A 17,443-nucleotide genomic window follows, 5' to 3' on the forward strand; every position below is an offset into this window, starting at 1 on the left:
GATTCATCGAGGTTTCCTGCAGCTTTGCCGGCCGGCCATTTCAAAAAACATCTAAGCTGTTGATTTCATTCGTCTTTTATAGACTGGCATAGGGTTTGCACTAGGGGTGGCATGCCATCCTTTTTTCACTCAACTTTTCAGCGTCGTACAGCCGCCGTTTCGACCCAGTTTGTGGCCCTTCTGGTTGCCGGTCTGCTGACTCTGGCCGCTGATCAGGCCCAAGCCTGGGGTCTGGACGATGTGGCGGCACTGGCCCGTGCGCAGGCTCAAGCGCCCTTCAAACCAGCCAACCAGGCCATGCCCACCGAGCTGGCCAATCTGGACTACGACGGTTACCGCGACATCCGCTTCAGCCCAGACCGCAACTTGTGGCGTGCCGACAAGCTGCCTTATGAGGCCAATTTTTTCCATGTTGGCCGACTCAGCGACATCGTTCGCCTCAACGAAATCACCGCGCAAGGTGTCAAGCCGATTCCGTACAACCCGGCAGACTTCAACTACGGGCAAAACAAGCTGTCGCCCCAAACCTGGGGTGACCTCGGTTTTGGCGGCCTGCGCACCTTCAGCAACCTGAACACGGCCGAGCACAAAGACGAGCTGGTGGTTTTCTCTGGCGCCAGCTACTTCCGGGCGCTGGGTGCCGGGCAACGTTATGGTCTGTCCGCACGCGGGCTGGCAGTGGACACCTCGGGTGCCAGCCCAGAAGAGTTTCCACGTTTTACCGAGTTCTGGCTCGAAAAACCGAGTGCAGGAGCCAAACAACTCACCATCTATGCGCTGATGGATTCAGCCCGCATGACGGGCGCCTACCGCTTTGACATCACTCCGGGTGAGCAAACCGTCACCGAAGTCCATGCCCGCGTTTTCATGCGCGCCACCGACAAACCCGTGGCCACCCTGGGCCTGGCGCCCCTGACCAGCATGTTTTTCTTTGGTGAAAACCAGCCCCGCAAAGAAGATTTCCGCCCCGAAGTGCACGACTCCGACGGCTTGATGATTGCCACCGGCGAAGGTGAATGGTTGTGGCGGCCGCTGCAGAACCCGGCTGCGGCGATCACCACCTCGTTCAGCATGAAGAGTCTGAAAGGTTTTGGCCTGATGCAGCGCGACCGCGCCTTCCACAGTTATGAAGACACCGAAGCGCGTTATGAGTCGCGGCCCAGCGCCTGGGTCACGCCGCTGGGCGACTGGGGCCCGGGCCGGGTGGAGCTGCTGCAATTTGGCATTCCCGACGAAACCCACGACAACGTGGCAGCCTACTGGGTGCCCGCCAACATGCCCCAGCCGGGCCAGTCGATAGATTTTGCCTACACGATCCACTGGCAGGGCCAAAACCAACAGCTGCCGCCCAATGGCTGGGTGACGCAGTCACGCCGTGGCACGGGTTACCTGCGGCCTGGTGCCGAGGTGCAGGACCAGCACCAGTTTGTGCTGGATTTTGCCGGCCCGGCCCTGGACGCCTTGCCCGAGGGCGCGCCCGTGCAGGCCATGGCCAGCACCAATGCCAATGGCCGGGTGATTGAAACCCTGGCCTACAAAAACCCGGTCACCGGCGCCTGGCGCATGACCCTGCGTGTGCAGCGGCTCAACCCGGCCTTGCCGGTTGAACTGCGCGCCTTTCTGCAACACAACCAACAAACACTGAGCGAAACATGGACCAACCTGATCACACCGTGAGCGCAGCCAGCACGCGCAGCACCCTGCGCGAAGTGAGGCACCCCAACGCCGTCACCGCGCCACCGATCCATCGCGGCTCAATGGTGCCACGGCCTTGGCGTGGTTTCTGGAACAGCCTGGCCAGTGTGGCGCTGCAATCCGTGCTGAAGTTGACAGGCGGTGCTGCGGCCCAAACTGAGCCAGCCACGTCGAAGGCGACAGCGCTGCAACCCTGGCAGCTTGCTGCCCAACGCCGACGCATGGTGTTTGTGCTGCTGACCGTGATCAGCACGGTGCTGGCCACCACCCTGTTCACCGACATGCAGCCCGACTACGACAACGCCTTCTGGCAATACGGGCAGGCCACGCTGTTTGGCCTGTTGTCGGCCTGGGTGGTGACCGGTTTCATGACCGCGATGATGGGGTTTTACGTGATGCTGCGCGGTGACCGCCACAGCCTGTCGGCCAAGCAGGTGCAGCACCACACACTGGACGCGACCGCCCGCACCGCCATCATCATGCCGATTTGCAATGAGGATGTGTCCACCGTGTTTGCTGGCTTGCGCGCCACCTGTGAGTCGGTCGCTTTGACAGCGCATGTCAAAACCTTTGACGTGTTTGTGCTGTCCGACAGCAACGACCCAGCCATCCAAAAAGCCGAACGTGCCGCCTGGGAAGAGCTGCGCAGCCAGCTGGCCAGCCAGCCCGACCGGCCCCACGTCGAGGTCTATTACCGCCTGCGCAAACGCCGCAGCGACCGCAAGGCCGGCAACGTGGCCGACTTCTGCCGCCGCTGGGGCAAAGACTACCGCTACATGGTGGTGCTGGACGCCGACAGCGTGATGAGTGGCGACTGCCTGGTCTCCATGGTCAAGCTGATGGAAGCCCACCCCACGGCGGGCATCATCCAGACCGCCACCCAAGCCATCGGCCACGTCACCCTGCACGCACGGGCGCAACAATTTGCCTCACGCGTGACGGGGCGCCTGTTCACACTGGGCATGCAGTACTGGCAAATGGGCGAGTCACATTACTGGGGCCACAACGCCATCATCCGCATTGCGCCGTTCATGGAACATTGCGCGCTGGCGCGTATTTCTGGTACCGGCGGCATGTCGGGCAGCATCATGTCGCACGACTTTGTGGAAGCCGCGCTGATGCGCCGCGCCGGGTACCACGTCTGGCTGGTGGGTGACCTGGTAGGCAGCTACGAACAACAACCGCCGGACCTGCTGGCCGAGTTGCAACGCGACCGCCGCTGGTGCCAGGGCAATTTGCAAAACTCGCGCCTGATCGCCGAGCCCGGCATCCACCCGGTGCACCGGTCGATGTTTGCCACCGGCGCCATGGCGTATTTGTCAGCACCTTTGTGGCTGAGCTTCATGACCTTGGGCACCGCGCTGTGGTTGTCGGGTTCCCCCATGGTGGCCGACTGGCTGCAGCTGCCCGGTGAACTGATGGCGCTGTGGGCCTGGACGCTGTGTATGCTGTTTTTGCCACGGGTGCTGGGCATCACCGCCGTCCTGCTCAAGGGCCAACAACACGCCTTTGGCGGCACCGGCAGCCTGCTGCGCAGCGCCTTGCTGGAAACCGTGATTGCCCTGCTGCAAGCCCCGGTGCGTATGTTGGCGCATTCGCTGTTTGTGGCGGTGGCCGTCACCGGACTCAAGCTCGAATGGAAATCGCCCCCGCGCGAAGCGGCCGCCGTGCCGTGGCGCCATGCGCTGGCGCAACTTGCGCCCATGAGCCTGATGGTGCTGGCGCTGGCGATTGGTGTGGCCATGATCGACCCGCGCGCCCTGGTCTGGCTGCTGCCGGTGGGTCTGCCACTGCTGTTGGCCATCCCGATGGCGGTGGTCACCAGCCGCGTTCGGCTAGGAACAGCCATGCGCGCCCACAACTACCTGCTGATCCCCGAAGAAACCAAGTCCCCGGCTGTGCTGCGCCGCGCCTGGTTGCATGCGAGTCGGCTGGCGGCGCCGCGTTTGAGTCTGGCCTGATCTGTCTGTGCGGCCTTGGTGGCTCCCCAGCGGAGTCATCCTGTCTGGCTACGCTGCTGGACACCTTGTCTTTGGTCTGGCAGGGTCTCTCAAAAAATATAGCTACCGACCCTTATTGAATAAGGGCTAGAGGCTGATTTATTTTAGAAAACACCGCTGATGCCGGATCAGGTCGCGCCAAGCGGGCGGTGGGGTTACCGTTCTCCGGCCCCCTCGCGGGCGACGGCGTGGGTGGGCGGCTTGTTCGGGTGTCGCCACCCATGTTGGCGCGCTATCTGTGTCTTCACGCGAATGGGTTCTGCGCCCGGTAACCCCACCACCCACCTTCAACGATTTTGGCTATGAACGTTGATGACGGCTATAGGCCTTGGATTCAACCAAACGACCAGACGACGGCTCTGTACCCAAAGCGGTCTCTTCCCATTACCGACTGTGCTGAGTAGGCCGCACCCAACCGGTTGACGGGAGCGACATCCGCTAACGACTTCGAATAGACCTCCTAAGTCGTTGCGATGCGGTGTGGAGGCTAGGAGTTTGCCTCGCGGTGTTGGCTGTCGAAACTCCGCCGAGCATCCCGAAAGCGGTCCGCATTTTCGACAATCCATGTCCACAGCGGAACCATCCGGAGCAGCAACTCCATGCCCGTATCTGACAGTTCGTACTCGACTTTGGGAGGCACCTCTTCGAAGTCGTGACGGAGCACCAGCCCATCACGCTCCAGCTGCCGCAAGGTCAGCGTCAACATGCGCTGGGTCACCCCGTGCATCCGCCTGCCAATCTCAGCGTGGCGGAGCCTGCCATACACGCCAAGCGTGTGGACGATACCGAGCGACCAACGGCTTCCGGCATGCGCAAGTACCTCTCGCCGCACCCCATCGTCATCGTCCCGCAAGCCGTCGCACACGGTCTGCGCGTACTGAAGAATTTCGTCTCGATTCACTGTGGTTTTTCTCCCGGTATCACGCGTGTACCTTCTTACATTGCCGACGATGCGTGGCTAAACTGGCCCGACTTTCTCTCCAATGAGCTACACGATGAACCAATCAGATCCTAACGCTATGTCGAAAAACATTCTCGTCCTCGGTGCCGGCGAGCTAGGCCTTCCAGTGCTCCGCAACCTTGCACGCCACGCGCAGGACGTGGATGGCGCGAAGATTAGCGTGCTGCTGCGCGCAAGCGCCGTTGATTCCGCAGAGCCAGGGAAGCAGCGGGACGTTGCAGAAATCCGAGAGCTCGGCATCGAGATTGTGGTTGGCGATTTAGTGAAGAGCTCCATCGATGAGCTTGCCATGGTGTTCACGCGCTATGACACGGTGATCGGTTGCGCGGGCTACGCTGCCGGGATCAACACGCCGATGAAGCTCGCGCGGGCTGCATTGCAGGCGCGCATTCCGAGGTACTTCCCCTGGCAGTTCGGGGTCGACTTCGACGTGATCGGTCGCGGCAGCCCGCAGGACATCTTTGACGCCCAGCTGGACGTGCGCGAGTTGCTGCGCAGCCAGAACCAGACGGAGTGGGTCATCATCTCTACCGGCATGTTCATGAGTTACTTGTTCGAGCCTGAATTTGGTGTCGTTGACCTGCAAAACGACGAAGTCCACGCCCTAGGCAGCCTCGACACCTCGGTGACGCTGACCACGCCTGACGATATTGGAGCCCTGACGGCTACTGTTGTGTTCGCCCAACCACGCATCCGAAACGAGATTGTGTTTCTGGCTGGCGACACCGTGACATACGGCGAGGTAGCCGACAAGCTGCAAGCGGCTCTGGGCCGACCCTTCAGCCGGTCGGAGTGGACTGAACAATATCTGCTGGACGAGCTGGCGCGCGAACCGCAGAACATGATGCGTAAGTACCGCGCTGCATTTGCCCAAGGACGCGGTGTGGCATGGGACAAGAGCGGGACGTTCAATCAACGCCATGCCATTCCGGTGACCGACGTGTCGTCGTGGATTCATGCAAACCTGGCATCGGGCCGCCGCGAGTAATTGGTTTTGCGCATCTCCTGGATTCGCCGCATAAGTGACAGTGTTCCCGAAAGCGGGCACCGGCTGAAGGTTTTTCTTGGCACGCCGTCCCAACGGTAGGTGGAGGCGGCACAGGAAGAGATGTTGCAATTGCGTAGCGATTTCTGGAGCACGTACGCATCAACAAGGCAACCGATTCTGGCCCCGATTCTGCCTAGACCGGGCGGCCACTTTGGCCCCATACAGCGGCTTGTGGGCAGCATCGGTCCAAGGTCAGCAACCGCTACTTACCAGCAGTGACGCCTCAGCCTGAATACCAATTTTTTGCTGACACACAAACGTCGCTCGCCAGCAGGGGATGGCTTGGGGTGGCGGCCGATTTCTGGGCCTTTGACAGTATGAGGCCGCCGCCCCAACCCATCTCCTGCCAACCACAGTCGCAGGCTATCTACCAAGCGAAACCAACGCGCTCAACAAACGCCAGACGCAGCCGACCCAGGCAAACCCTCAATGGCTCGCGCAGCTTCCGCCCGCTTTCTCGGGCATCGGGTCGTCACGCTTGACCCCGGCGGCCTCCAACTGGGCAAAGTAGTCTTGCCACAGCTTGTCCTGCTGCGAACCCAGCAGGTACAGGTAGTCCCAGGTGTACAGGCCAGTGTTGTGGCCGTCTGAAAACGTGGGTTGCACCGCGTAATTGCCAACCGGCTCGATCGCCACCAAGTCCACTAAACGTTTGCCGGTCTGCACAGTCTCCTGGCCCGGACCGTGGCCTTGCACTTCGGCCGATGGCGAGCACACCCGCAGCAGCTCAAACGGGATGCGAAAACGCGCACCGTCCGAGAAGCTGATCTCCAGCACACGCGAGGCGTTGTGCACCGTGATGTCTTCGGGAGTGGGGCTACCTGCTTGCAAACCGGCCATGGGTCTCTCCTAATGTGTCTGTGGGCTGACCCGACGCTTAGACCAACACCCGCTCAATGCCGCCGCCATTGGCCAGCTTGACGTAGTCGGGCATCCACTGCTCGCCCAGGATCTGTTTGGCCATCTCGACCACGATGTAGTCGGCCTCCAGCAGCCCATTTTGCAGGTCTTCGCCGTAACGGTTCAGGCCTTGCAGGCAGGCCGGGCAGCTGGTCAGGATCTTGAGGTTGTCTTTGGCACCCACACCGGCCTGTTGGCGCAGCTGGACCTCGCCCTTGCGGATTTCTTCTTCCTTGCGGAAACGCACCTGGGTCGAAATATCGGGCCGGTTCAGCGCCAGCGTGCCCGACTCGCCACAACAGCGGTCTGACAGCAACACCTGATCCCCCAGCAACGCCTTGACGGTTTTGAGCGGCTCCTGCAGCTTCATCGGGCTGTGGCAGGGGTCGTGGAACAGGAAGGCGCCGGCCTTGTCCAGGGTAATGCCTTTTTCGAGCAAATATTCGTGGATGTCGATGATGCGGCTGCCCGGGAAGATCTTGTCAAACTCGTAACCCTGCAGCTGGTCGTAACAGGTGCCGCAGCTCACCACCACGGTTTTGATGTCGAGGTAGTTGAGGGTGTTGGCCACCCGGTGAAACAACACGCGGTTGTCGGTGATCATCTTCTCAGCACGGTCGTTGTCGCCGCCACCACGCTGCGGGTAACCACAGCACAGGTAACCCGGAGGCAGCACGGTCTGCACCCCGGCATGCCACAACATGGCTTGCGTGGCCAGGCCGACCTGGCTGAACAGGCGCTCGGAGCCGCAACCCGGGAAATAAAACACCGCCTCGGTCTCGGCCGTGGTCGTCTGCGGGTTGCGGATGATCGGCACGTAGTCTTTGTCTTCGATGTCGAGCAAAGCACGCGCAGTGCGTTTGGGCAGGCCACCGGGCAACTTCTTGTTGACGAAGTGGATCACCTGTTCCTTGATCGGTGCGGTGCCAAGGGTGGCGGGTGGCGCCTTGCTTTGTTTGCGGCCCGCCAGCTTGAGCACATCGGCGGCAAAACGTTGGCCGCGAATCGCCAGGTTGACCATGATGGAGCGCGCCAGCTTGATGGTCTCGGGGTTGGTGGCGTTGAGCATGAACATCGCCGCGGCACCGGCCGGGCGGAAGCTCTTTTTGCCCATTTTGCGCAGCAAGTTGCGCATGGCCATCGACACGTCGCCAAAGTCGATTTTCACCGGGCAGGGGCTCAGGCACTTGTGGCACACGGTGCAGTGGTCGGCCACATCCTCAAACTCTTGCCAGTGTTTGATGCTGACACCGCGGCGGGTTTGCTCTTCGTACAAAAAGGCTTCGATCAGCAACGAGGTGGCCAGGATCTTGTTGCGCGGGCTGTACAGCAGGTTGGCGCGCGGCACATGGGTGCTGCACACCGGTTTGCACTTGCCGCAACGCAGGCAGTCTTTGACACTGTCGGCAATCGCGCCGATGTCGCTCTGCTGCATGATCAGCGACTCGTGCCCCATCAGGCCAAAGCTGGGGGTGTAGGCATTGGTCAGGTCGGCATAGATGAAATTGGCCTCTAGCCCTTTTTCTATATGGGGTGACAGCTCTGTATTTCGGAGCAACTTGCCTTTGTTGAAACGCCCCTCGGGGTCAACCAGGGCTTTGTAGTCGATGAAGGGCTGCAACTCGGCGTCGCTCAGGAACTCCAGCTTGGTGATGCCAATGCCGTGTTCACCCGAAATGACCCCGTCCAGGCTGCGCGCCAGCACCATGATGCGTTTGACTGCGCCGTGGGCGGCCTGCAACATGGCGTAGTCGTCGCTGTTGACCGGGATGTTGGTGTGCACGTTGCCGTCACCGGCGTGCATGTGCAAAGCCACCCAAACGCGGCCTTTGAGCACACGTTGGTGGATAGCACTGCATTCTTTGAGGATGGGCTCAAACGCCTGTCCGCTGAAAATTTGCTGCAAAGGCTGGCGCAGCTGAGTCTTCCAACTCGCGCGCAGGGAGTGGTCTTGCAACTGGCTGAACAGCGGCTCCACATCACGCAGCCAACCCGACCACAGGGTGCGCACCTCGGTCAACAGCTCCAGCGCTTCGGCCACGCGGTCTTCCAGCATTTCAGCGGCTGAGACCTCGCTCGTGGCATCGAGTTGGCCCAGCTTCAGATTGCCTTGCGTGAAATAGTCGGCCAATGCATCACACAGCGCCAGTTTGTTCTGCAGGCTCAGTTCGATGTTGATACGTTCGATGCCGTCGGTGTATTCACCCATGCGCGGCAGCGGGATCACCACGTCTTCGTTGATCTTGAAGGCGTTGGTGTGTTTGGAAATGGCTGCGGTGCGTTTGCGGTCCAGCCAGAACTTTTTGCGCGCTTCGGGACTGATCGCAATAAAACCTTCACCATGGCGGGAGTTGGCGATACGCACCACCTCGCTGGTGACACGGGCCACGTCGTCGGCGTTGTCACCGGCAATGTCACCAAACAACACCATCTTGGGCACGCTGCTGCTGGAGCCAGCCTGCGCTTGTCCGCCCTTCTTGGACTTGGTGGCATAACCCACGGCTTTGAGATAACGGTCGTCCAGATGCTCGAGCCCGGCCAGCAGCACACCACTGCGCTTCTGCTCGGCGAACATGAAGTCCTTGATCTCGACGATGCTGGGCACCGCGTCCTTGGCGTTGCCAAAAAACTCCAGGCAGACGGTGCGAGTGTGCGCAGGCATCTTGTGCACAACCCAGCGTGCGCTGGTGATCAGGCCGTCACAACCTTCTTTCTGGATGCCGGGCAAGCCGCTCAAAAATTTGTCGGTCACGTCCTTGCCCAGGCCTTCCTTGCGGAAGGTTTTGCCGGGAATGTCCAGGCGCTCGGTACGCAGCTTGGTTTTGCCGTCGGCCTTGAAATACTGCAGCTCAAAGCTGGCCACCTCCACGTCATGGATCTTGCCCATGTTGTGGTTGATACGGGTCACCTCCAGCCACTCGGCCTGCGGTGTCACCATGCGCCAGCTGGCCAGATTGTCGAGCGCGGTGCCCCACAACACGGCTTTTTTGCCGCCAGCGTTCATGGCGATGTTGCCGCCAATACACGAGGCCTCGGACGAGGTCGGGTCCACCGCAAACACATAACCGGCACGCTCGGCCGCCTGCGCCACACGGTCGGTGACCACACCGGCCTCGGACCAGACGGTGGCCACCGCGTGGTCCAGCCCGGGCAGTTGGACCATCTCGACCTCGGTCATGGCCTCGAGCTTTTCGGTGTTGATGACCACACTTTTCCAGGTCAGCGGAATCGCGCCGCCGGTGTAACCGGTGCCGCCGCCACGCGGAATGATGGTCAGGCCCAGCTCGATACAACCCTGCACCAGGAGCGCCATTTCGGCCTCAGTGTCGGGGGTGAGCACCACAAACGGGTATTCCACCCGCCAGTCGGTGGCGTCGGTCACATGGCTGACGCGGCTCAGGCCGTCAAACTTGATGTTGTCTTTGGCGGTGAGTTTGACCAGCAGGCGCTGCGCCTTGCGCCGCAGTTTGGCGGTTTCGACAAAACTCTCGTCAAAGGCCCGCACCGCTTTGTCCGCCGAATCCAGCAACTGGCCCACCAGGGCATCCCGCTCGGGGTCAGACTGGGCATTGCGGCGTTTCTGGATTTCGTTGAGCCGGTGCTGCAGCGCCTGCACCAGCAAGACCCGGCGTTTGGGGTTGTCCAGCAGGTCGTCTTGTAGATAGGGGTTGCGCTGCACCACCCAGATGTCACCCAGCACCTCGTACAACATCCGCGCCGAGCGGCCGGTGCGGCGCTCCTCACGCAGGCGGTTCAGCCAGCCCCAGGCCGGCTCACCGAGCAGGCGGATGACGATTTCGCGGTCGGAAAACGAGGTGTAGTTGTACGGGATCTCGCGGATGCGCAGCGGCTCAGGCGATGCAATCACACTGGCTGGCAACAAGGACTTGAGCTGGGTGGGAGCGTTCATGGGTGATGTGGTGGCCGCCAAAAACGGCATGGCCGCGCCCGGTCAAAGACGCGTTCTGGCTGGGTTGGCGATGTTACCGCAGCGCAGCATTGCCCTACTGCTGGCGCGGCGGTGCGCCCGAACCCTGGACTCAGTCAGGCAACACGGTCAGCACCACGGTGCTGGGGTCATACTTGCTCAGGTACGCAGCCACTTTTTCGAAGGTGGCGGTCAAAGGCGTACCCGCCGGGTGGTCCGAGGTGGACACTTCCTTGCTGAACATCGAGCCCAGCATCAGTTTGAACGGGTTGACATTCACAGGCTGCGCAGTGAAAAACGCTTTCTCGTTGGCCTTGATGACCTTGATGTCGCTGGTCTGGTAAATCGCGGCATTGGTGACGTCCAGCACAAACTCGGTGCAGTTCTGACGGCCCAACGTGAACGGGTTGGCCATCAAGGAGTAGTGCGGCTCATGCAGCGCTTTGTAGGTGGGCGACGCAATCACCTCGAGCAAACGGGCCTGCAACTCAGCCGAGGGCACGATGATGCCGGCTTCCAGATGGGCTACACCGGCAAAAAAGTCCACCGGAAAGTCCTGCACCAGGTCACTGACATCGGGATGGGCGTCTTGCTGGTAAAGGTTGTACATGGCGTAGCCGGGCACTTTGCGACCATCGCTGGTGGTGATTTCGGAGTACACCGCAAACGCTACGTGGGTGAAATGCATGCCCTCAGGCAGCTCCGACACTGGGCGCCCCATGCGGGCCACGATGGCCACACGTGCGCCTTTGGCAGCCAGCGTGCGCTCCACTTTTTTGGCAAAACTGATCACCTGTTCGGGCTTGAAGTGCAGCTCTTCACCCGCCTGGCTGCTGCCAGTGCTGAAACCAGCTGCCCAGATCGGGGAAGCACATACCGCTGTCAGCCACAGCGTCCACACACGCAAAAATTTCAACATGTCAAGATTCCACAAATAGTCAATAAATCATCCGATCGGCAGACCTTGTCAGAGGCTCGGGCTCTTCGGTTTGAGGGCCTCTTTGGGCGAGATCACGGTGATCGACTCGTCAGTGATCTCAAGCGGTGTGCCAATCGGCGCGGTGGCAGCACGCATCGACTGTTTGGCGGCCCCGGCGCTGACACCCCCCACTGAACCGGCCACCACCCCCGCAGACATCAAAGGCACAGCCAAAGCCGCCGAGGTCAACTGGCCAGAAGCCACCAGGCTGTGGCCCGCGCTGGCGCTGGCATGGCCGCTGGCGGCTGACCCATTTTGGAGCGCCTGCGCTGCTGGAGAGTTGCCCTGTGCCAGCGCCACCGTGGTACTGGCCAGCAGCACCAGACCGGTGTTGAGAATTCGAGAACAAGAAAACATGTCGTGACTCCTATCGATGTGAACGAAGCTGCGCGTGACCCAACACCCCACGCCGCCACAAACCCATAAATTATGCGCCAGCCACCCCCTGAGAAAACCCTGATGCCCGGCGCTGCCAAATCTGCGTCTAATCGACCACGACGCGGGCTGCCATCGTTTTGTCACCGAATGGTCATTTGGCTTACTTATGCTCCCGCCTTTCACTTCAAGGAGATCGCATGAAAGTAAAACTTGCAACGGCGGCTTTGGCGGCCATGCTGGCGGTATCGGCCCACGCTGTGACTGAAGTCCAGTGGTGGCACTCCATGACTGCCGTCAACGGCGAATGGGTCAATGACTTGGCCAAAGGCTTCAACGCCAGCCAATCGGACTACAAAATCGTCCCGACCTACAAAGGTCAGTACGATGAATCCATGACAGCTGCCGTGGCCGCCTTTCGCGCAGGCAACGCCCCCCACATCCTGCAAGTGTTTGAAGTGGGTACAGCCACCATGATGGCCAGCAAAAACGCCATCGTGCCGGTCGCCAAGGTGATGAAGGATGCCGGGCAGAATTTTGATCCGAAGGCTTACATTTCTGCCGTGGCAGGTTATTACACCGCGCCCAGCGGTGAGATGTTGAGCATGCCGTTCAACAGCTCAACCACCGTGTTTTATTACAACAAGGATGCGTTCAAGGCAGCTGGGCTCGACCCCAACAAGGCGCCGAGCAGCTGGCCGGAAGTGGCTTTGGCTGCGGCAAAACTCAAGGCCAGCGGTCACACCTGCCCCTTGACGCTGGCCTGGCAAGGCTGGACCCAGCTCGAGAGTTTCTCGGCCTGGCACAACGTGGAGTTCGCCACCAAGTCCAACGGTCTGGGCGGTCTGGATGCCCGCATGAAGGTGAACTCCCCCCTGCATGTGCGCCACATCGACAACTTGGCCAACATGGCCAAGCAAGGCCTGTTTGTCTACAAAGGCCGCGCCAACGTGCCTGAAGCGACCTTTGTCTCGGGTGAATGCGCCATGATCACCACCTCCAGCGGTTTCTACGGCAATGTGAAGAAAAACGCCAAGTTCAACTTTGGCCTAGCTCCCCTGCCCTATTACCCCGATGTGCCGGGTGCGCCGCAAAACACCGTGATTGGTGGCGCCAGCCTGTGGGTCATGGCGGGTAAAAAACCAGAAGAATACAAAGGCATCGCCAAGTTCTTCAGTTATATCTCCAGCCCTGAAGTGCAGTCCGCCAGCCACAAACGCACAGGTTACCTGCCCATCACCACCGCCGCTTTTGAACTGACCGAAAAATCGGGTTTCTACAAGGAAAACCCGGGCACCGACGTGGCACCCACCCAGATGATCCGCAAGGTGACAGACAAGTCACGCGGCATCCGCCTGGGCAACTATGTGCAGATTCGCACCATCGAGGACGAAGAACTTGAACAAGTTTGGGGCGGCAAGAAGAGCGCCCAAGAAGCCCTGGATGGCATCGTTAAACGTGGCAACGAGTTGCTGGAACGTTTTGAGAAAGCCAACAAGAAGTAAGCGCACCTGCGCCCAAACCAATATGACGCGACTCTGAGACGAACCTGCCATGGACAAGCGCGTCTTTTTTCGTTCCCGATGGCTGCCTTGGGTGCTGCTGGCACCCCAGGTGGTCGTGATCCTGCTGTTCTTTTTCTGGCCAGCGGCCCAGGCCCTGCTGCAGTCGGTGCAGCAGTCTGATGCGTTCGGCACCTCGGTCGAGTTTGTCGGACTCGATAACTTCCGCAACCTCTGGCACGACGAGACCTACCTGGCCTCGTTCTACACCACCGCCATTTTTTCGAGCCTGGTGGCGGTGGCGGGTATCACTGTGTCGCTGGGCTTGGCGGTGTTTGCTGATCGCATTGTCAAAGGTGCACTGATCTACAAAACCCTGCTGATCTGGCCCTACGCGGTGGCGCCAGCTGTGGCCGGGGTGTTGTGGCTGTTCATGTTTGCCCCGAGCGTGGGCGTGGTGTCGTACTGGCTGCAGATGCTGGGGGTGGACTGGAACCACCTGCTCAACAGCAAGCATGCGATGACGCTGGTGGTGATGGCTGCGGTCTGGAAACAGATCTCCTACAACTTCCTGTTTTTTCTGGCGGGCTTGCAAAGCATCCCCAAGTCCTTGATTGAAGCGGCAGCCATTGACGGCGCGCGGCCCTGGCGCCGGTTCTGGACGATGGTGTTCCCGCTGCTCTCACCTACCACCTTTTTCCTGCTGGTGATCAACATCGTCTACGCCTTTTTTGACACCTTTGCCATCATTGACGCGGCCACCCAAGGTGGCCCGGGCAAAGACACCGCGATCCTGGTTTACAAGGTGTACTTTGACGGTTTCAAGGCGATGGACATGGGTGGCTCGGCCGCCCAGTCGGTGGTGCTGATGGTGATTGTGGTGGCGCTCACGGTCATTCAATTCCGTTTTGTTGAGAAGAAAGTGAACTATTGACATGAGGCCCCCACGCTTGTCACTTCGTGTACTGCGCTGCCCCCCGAGGGGGACGTGCCTTGCTTGGGGCGGCCCGGCGCGGAGGCAACCCCATGGTTGAACGCCGCCCTTTTTTGACGGTGCTGTCACACGCGGTGCTGGTGCTGGGGGTGCTGGTGGTGGCGTTTCCGCTGTACCTGACCTTTGTTGCCTCGACCCAGACCTCGCAAGCGATTGTGCAAACCCCGATGCCGCTGTTGCCCGGCAGCCACCTGATCGAGAACTACACGGCAGCACTCAACGGCACCGGCGGTGGCTCAGGCGGCAAAGCACCGGTGGGGCAGATGATGACGGTGAGCCTGATTTCCGCCTTGATCATCTCGCTCGGCAAAATTGCCATCTCACTGCTGTCGGCGTTTGCCATTGTGTATTTCCGTTTTCCGTTTCGCATGTTTTTCTTCTGGGCGATTTTTATCACCCTGATGTTGCCAGTGGAGGTGCGAATTGGCCCGACCTACAAGGTGGTGTCGGATCTGGGCATGCTCAACAGCTATGCGGGGTTGACCATCCCGCTGATTGCCTCGGCCACCGCTACCTTTTTGTTCCGCCAATTTTTTCTGACCGTGCCCGAAGAACTGGTGGAGGCGGCGCGCATGGATGGCGCCGGGCCGATGCGTTTTTTCTGGGACGTGTTGGTGCCGCTGTCCAAAACCTCAATTGCCGCGTTGTTTGTGATTCAGTTCATCTACGGCTGGAACCAGTACCTGTGGCCGCTGCTGGTGACCACCAGCGAGGACATGTACCCGGTGGTGATTGGCATCAAACGCATGATTTCGGGCGGTGACTCCGAGATGCAGTGGAACGTGGTCATGGCCACCGCTGTTCTGGCGATGCTGCCGCCTGCGTTGGTGGTGGTCCTGATGCAGAAGTGGTTTGTCAAAGGGCTGGTGGACACCGAAAAATAAGCGATAAGCGGCTGGCACCACAGCCCAGAATTTGCAGCGCTACCGGGCGCTGCCGTCAAAAACAACAACTATGGCCTCGATCACACTTACCAACATCATCAAGCGCTACGGCGCAGGCAAAACGACCAACCAGGTCATCCACGGCGTCAACGCGGAGATTGCGGACGGCGAATTTGTCGTCATCGTCGGGCCCTCGGGCTGCGGCAAGTCCACCCTGTTGCGCATGGTCGCCGGGTTGGAAGAAATCAGCGGTGGCGAGATTGCCATTGGTTCGCGTGTGGTCAACGATCTGGAGCCGTCCGAGCGAGACATCGCCATGGTGTTCCAGAACTACGCGCTCTACCCGCACATGACGGTGTTTGACAACATGGCCTATGGCCTGAAGATTGCCAAGGTGCCCAAGGACGAAATCCGGGCTCGGGTCGACAAAGCCGCCAAAATTCTGGAGATTGGCCCGTTTTTGAACCGCAAGCCACGTGAACTCTCGGGCGGCCAGCGCCAGCGGGTGGCTATGGGTCGCGCCATCGTGCGCCAGCCACAGGTGTTTTTGTTTGACGAACCTTTGAGCAACCTCGACGCCAAATTACGCGCCCAGACCCGCCTGGAAATCCAGAAACTACACCGCGAACTCGGCATCACCTCCTTGTTTGTCACCCACGACCAGGTCGAGGCGATGACCCTGGCGCAGCGCATGATGGTGATGAACGCCGGGGTGATGGAACAGTTTGGCACACCTGAAGAGGTCTACAACCGCCCGGCCAGCACCTTTGTCGCCGCGTTCATGGGCTCGCCCCCGATGAACCTGCTCAAGAGTGCGCCCGATGCCCCGGCCAACACCATTGTGGGCGTGCGCCCGGAGCATCTGGACATCACCCCCAGCGGCTGGGCACTGACCGTGGAAGCGGTCGAAATGCTCGGTGCCGAGCGCCTGACCTATGGCCGCTGGTTACATGGGCAGGCCGACGAACTGGTGATTGTCCGCACCGAAGAGGCTTGCGCCGCGCCCGAATTGGGGCAAACTCTGTGTGTGACACCCCGGCCCGGAAAAATTCACCACTTTGACGCTGCCACCGGCAAACGCAAGGACCTTGGCGCATGAAAACCACCCCACACGACCACCCCTGGCCTTACCCACGCTGGATTGCACATCGTGGCGCGGGCAAACTCGCGCCAGAAAACACGCTGGCCGCCTTTCGCACCGGTGCGGCCCACGGCTACCGCATGTTTGAATGCGATGTCAAACTCAGCGCCGACGGTGTGCCGTTTTTGATGCACGACGACACCCTGACCCGCACCACCAACGCGGGCGAGGCGCTGGGCACCGGCTTGAGCGCCGTGGGTGGCGAACACCCCTGGAGCACCCTGTCGCTGCTGGATGCGGGCAGCTGGCATTCACGCGCGTTTGCGGGCGAGCCCCTGCCCACCTTTGAGGCCATTGCGCGCTACTGCCGCCACAACGGTTTTGACCTGAACATCGAGATCAAACCCAGCCCCGGCACCGACTACCACACCGGCCAGGTGGTGGCGCAGCATGCGGCGCGGCTGTGGCATGGCGCCGCAGTGCCGCCTTTGCTGACCTCTTTCGAGGTGCCTGCACTGGAAGGCGCGCTGCAGGCCCAACCCGAGCTGCCGCGTGGCCTGCTGTTGGAAAACCTGTGGGATGGCTGGCTGGAGACCGCACTGCGGCTGGGTTGTGTGGCGATTGTGTGTGACCACTGCCTGTGGGATGTGGTCACCGTGGCCCAGGCCAAAACCGCCGGTCTGCGCACCCTGAGTTACACCGTCAACGACGACGACAACGTGCAAAGGCTGCTGGCTTTGGGCACCGACGCGATCATCACCGACCGGGTCGAACTGTTCTCACCGGCGCGCTAACAACCACTGGGTGCTGGCCAGCGCCAGCACCAGCGCCAGATAAGTGAGCATCTTGCCGTCGCGCCCAAACAGCACCAGACCGGCCAGCAGCACCCCGCTACCTACTACAAAATGAAGAGCTATCTGCCCAGGTAGGGTGCGGGCTGCAGTCCGTTTTCTCATCACAAAGCGGGCGAACAACGGCAACAACAGCGCCAGCCACAACGCGGGCGCCAGGAAGTTGAGGACATGGTTGATGGCAGCCAGAAAACCCATTTGCGTAGACAATTCGTCAATTAGAGTTGACACTTGTTGAAAATCAT

At 60.5% G+C, this 17,443-nt stretch carries 14 protein-coding genes; 8 read left to right on the forward strand and 6 right to left on the reverse strand.

The window, feature by feature from the left end; translation table 11 throughout:
* The first annotated feature begins 111 nt into the window (after positions 1–111).
* On the forward strand, positions 112–1,677 hold the full coding sequence (locus FDG13_RS20515) for a glucan biosynthesis protein G (protein ID WP_180132497.1): 1,566 nt from the start codon (positions 112–114) through the stop codon (positions 1,675–1,677).
* On the forward strand, positions 1,653–3,656 hold the full coding sequence (mdoH, locus tag FDG13_RS20520; RefSeq protein WP_180132498.1) for a glucans biosynthesis glucosyltransferase MdoH: 2,004 nt from the start codon (positions 1,653–1,655) through the stop codon (positions 3,654–3,656). The genes FDG13_RS20515 and mdoH overlap by 25 nt, the downstream gene beginning before the upstream one ends.
* 526 nt (positions 3,657–4,182) lie before the next feature.
* Here the strand turns inward: mdoH and FDG13_RS20525 are convergent.
* Positions 4,183–4,596 (reverse strand): helix-turn-helix domain-containing protein, encoded by a 414-nt coding sequence (locus FDG13_RS20525; RefSeq protein WP_180132499.1) that lies wholly within the window; start codon positions 4,594–4,596, stop codon positions 4,183–4,185.
* A 94-nt stretch (positions 4,597–4,690) separates the two neighbouring features.
* On the opposite strand from FDG13_RS20525, the gene FDG13_RS20530 reads away from it, so the two are divergent.
* On the forward strand, positions 4,691–5,644 hold the full coding sequence (locus FDG13_RS20530) for an aromatic alcohol reductase (RefSeq protein WP_180132500.1): 954 nt from the start codon (positions 4,691–4,693) through the stop codon (positions 5,642–5,644).
* Between the two features lie 486 nt (positions 5,645–6,130).
* On the opposite strand, the gene FDG13_RS20535 is transcribed toward FDG13_RS20530, so the two are convergent.
* The 4 genes from FDG13_RS20535 to FDG13_RS20550 all read right to left on the reverse strand — a co-directional run bounded on the left by FDG13_RS20535 (position 6,131) and on the right by FDG13_RS20550 (position 11,868).
* Positions 6,131–6,544, reverse strand: a complete 414-nt coding sequence (locus FDG13_RS20535) for a gamma-butyrobetaine hydroxylase-like domain-containing protein (protein ID WP_180132501.1) — start codon at positions 6,542–6,544, stop codon at positions 6,131–6,133.
* Between the two features lie 37 nt (positions 6,545–6,581).
* Positions 6,582–10,514: a DUF3683 domain-containing protein gene (locus FDG13_RS20540; protein ID WP_180132502.1), complete on the reverse strand. Its 3,933-nt coding sequence runs from the start codon at positions 10,512–10,514 to the stop codon at positions 6,582–6,584.
* A 130-nt stretch (positions 10,515–10,644) separates the two neighbouring features.
* Positions 10,645–11,451, reverse strand: coding sequence for a DUF2145 domain-containing protein (locus tag FDG13_RS20545; RefSeq protein WP_180132503.1), 807 nt, complete (start codon positions 11,449–11,451; stop codon positions 10,645–10,647).
* Between the two features lie 48 nt (positions 11,452–11,499).
* Complete coding sequence (locus tag FDG13_RS20550; protein WP_180132504.1) at positions 11,500–11,868, reverse strand: hypothetical protein; 369 nt, start codon at positions 11,866–11,868, stop codon at positions 11,500–11,502.
* Between the two features lie 218 nt (positions 11,869–12,086).
* Between FDG13_RS20550 and ugpB the strand changes: the two genes are divergently transcribed.
* From ugpB to ugpQ, 5 genes are all read left to right on the forward strand, one after another.
* A complete protein-coding gene (ugpB, locus tag FDG13_RS20555) occupies positions 12,087–13,391 on the forward strand; it encodes a sn-glycerol-3-phosphate ABC transporter substrate-binding protein UgpB (protein ID WP_180132505.1) in 1,305 nt (434 codons plus the stop codon).
* Between the two features lie 49 nt (positions 13,392–13,440).
* The gene (gene ugpA, locus FDG13_RS20560) at positions 13,441–14,322 is read left to right on the forward strand and encodes a sn-glycerol-3-phosphate ABC transporter permease UgpA (RefSeq protein WP_180132506.1); all 882 of its coding nucleotides are present in this window, start codon (positions 13,441–13,443) and stop codon (positions 14,320–14,322) included.
* Between the two features lie 92 nt (positions 14,323–14,414).
* The gene (gene ugpE, locus FDG13_RS20565) at positions 14,415–15,266 is read left to right on the forward strand and encodes a sn-glycerol-3-phosphate ABC transporter permease UgpE (protein ID WP_180132507.1); all 852 of its coding nucleotides are present in this window, start codon (positions 14,415–14,417) and stop codon (positions 15,264–15,266) included.
* A 70-nt stretch (positions 15,267–15,336) separates the two neighbouring features.
* Complete coding sequence (locus tag FDG13_RS20570; protein ID WP_180132508.1) at positions 15,337–16,365, forward strand: sn-glycerol-3-phosphate import ATP-binding protein UgpC; 1,029 nt, start codon at positions 15,337–15,339, stop codon at positions 16,363–16,365.
* Positions 16,362–17,141 (forward strand): glycerophosphodiester phosphodiesterase, encoded by a 780-nt coding sequence (ugpQ, locus tag FDG13_RS20575; RefSeq protein WP_180132509.1) that lies wholly within the window; start codon positions 16,362–16,364, stop codon positions 17,139–17,141. Before FDG13_RS20570 ends, ugpQ begins: the two co-directional genes overlap by 4 nt.
* Here the strand turns inward: ugpQ and FDG13_RS20580 are convergent.
* Positions 17,127–17,396 carry a hypothetical protein gene (locus FDG13_RS20580; protein ID WP_180132605.1) on the reverse strand — a complete coding sequence of 90 codons (270 nt, stop codon included), beginning with the start codon at positions 17,394–17,396 and terminating at the stop codon, positions 17,127–17,129. The genes ugpQ and FDG13_RS20580 overlap by 15 nt on opposite strands.
* Positions 17,397–17,443: the final 47 nt, after the last annotated feature.

The organism is Rhodoferax sp. BLA1 (assembly GCF_013416775.1).
Lineage (GTDB): Bacteria > Pseudomonadota > Gammaproteobacteria > Burkholderiales > Burkholderiaceae_C > Rhodoferax.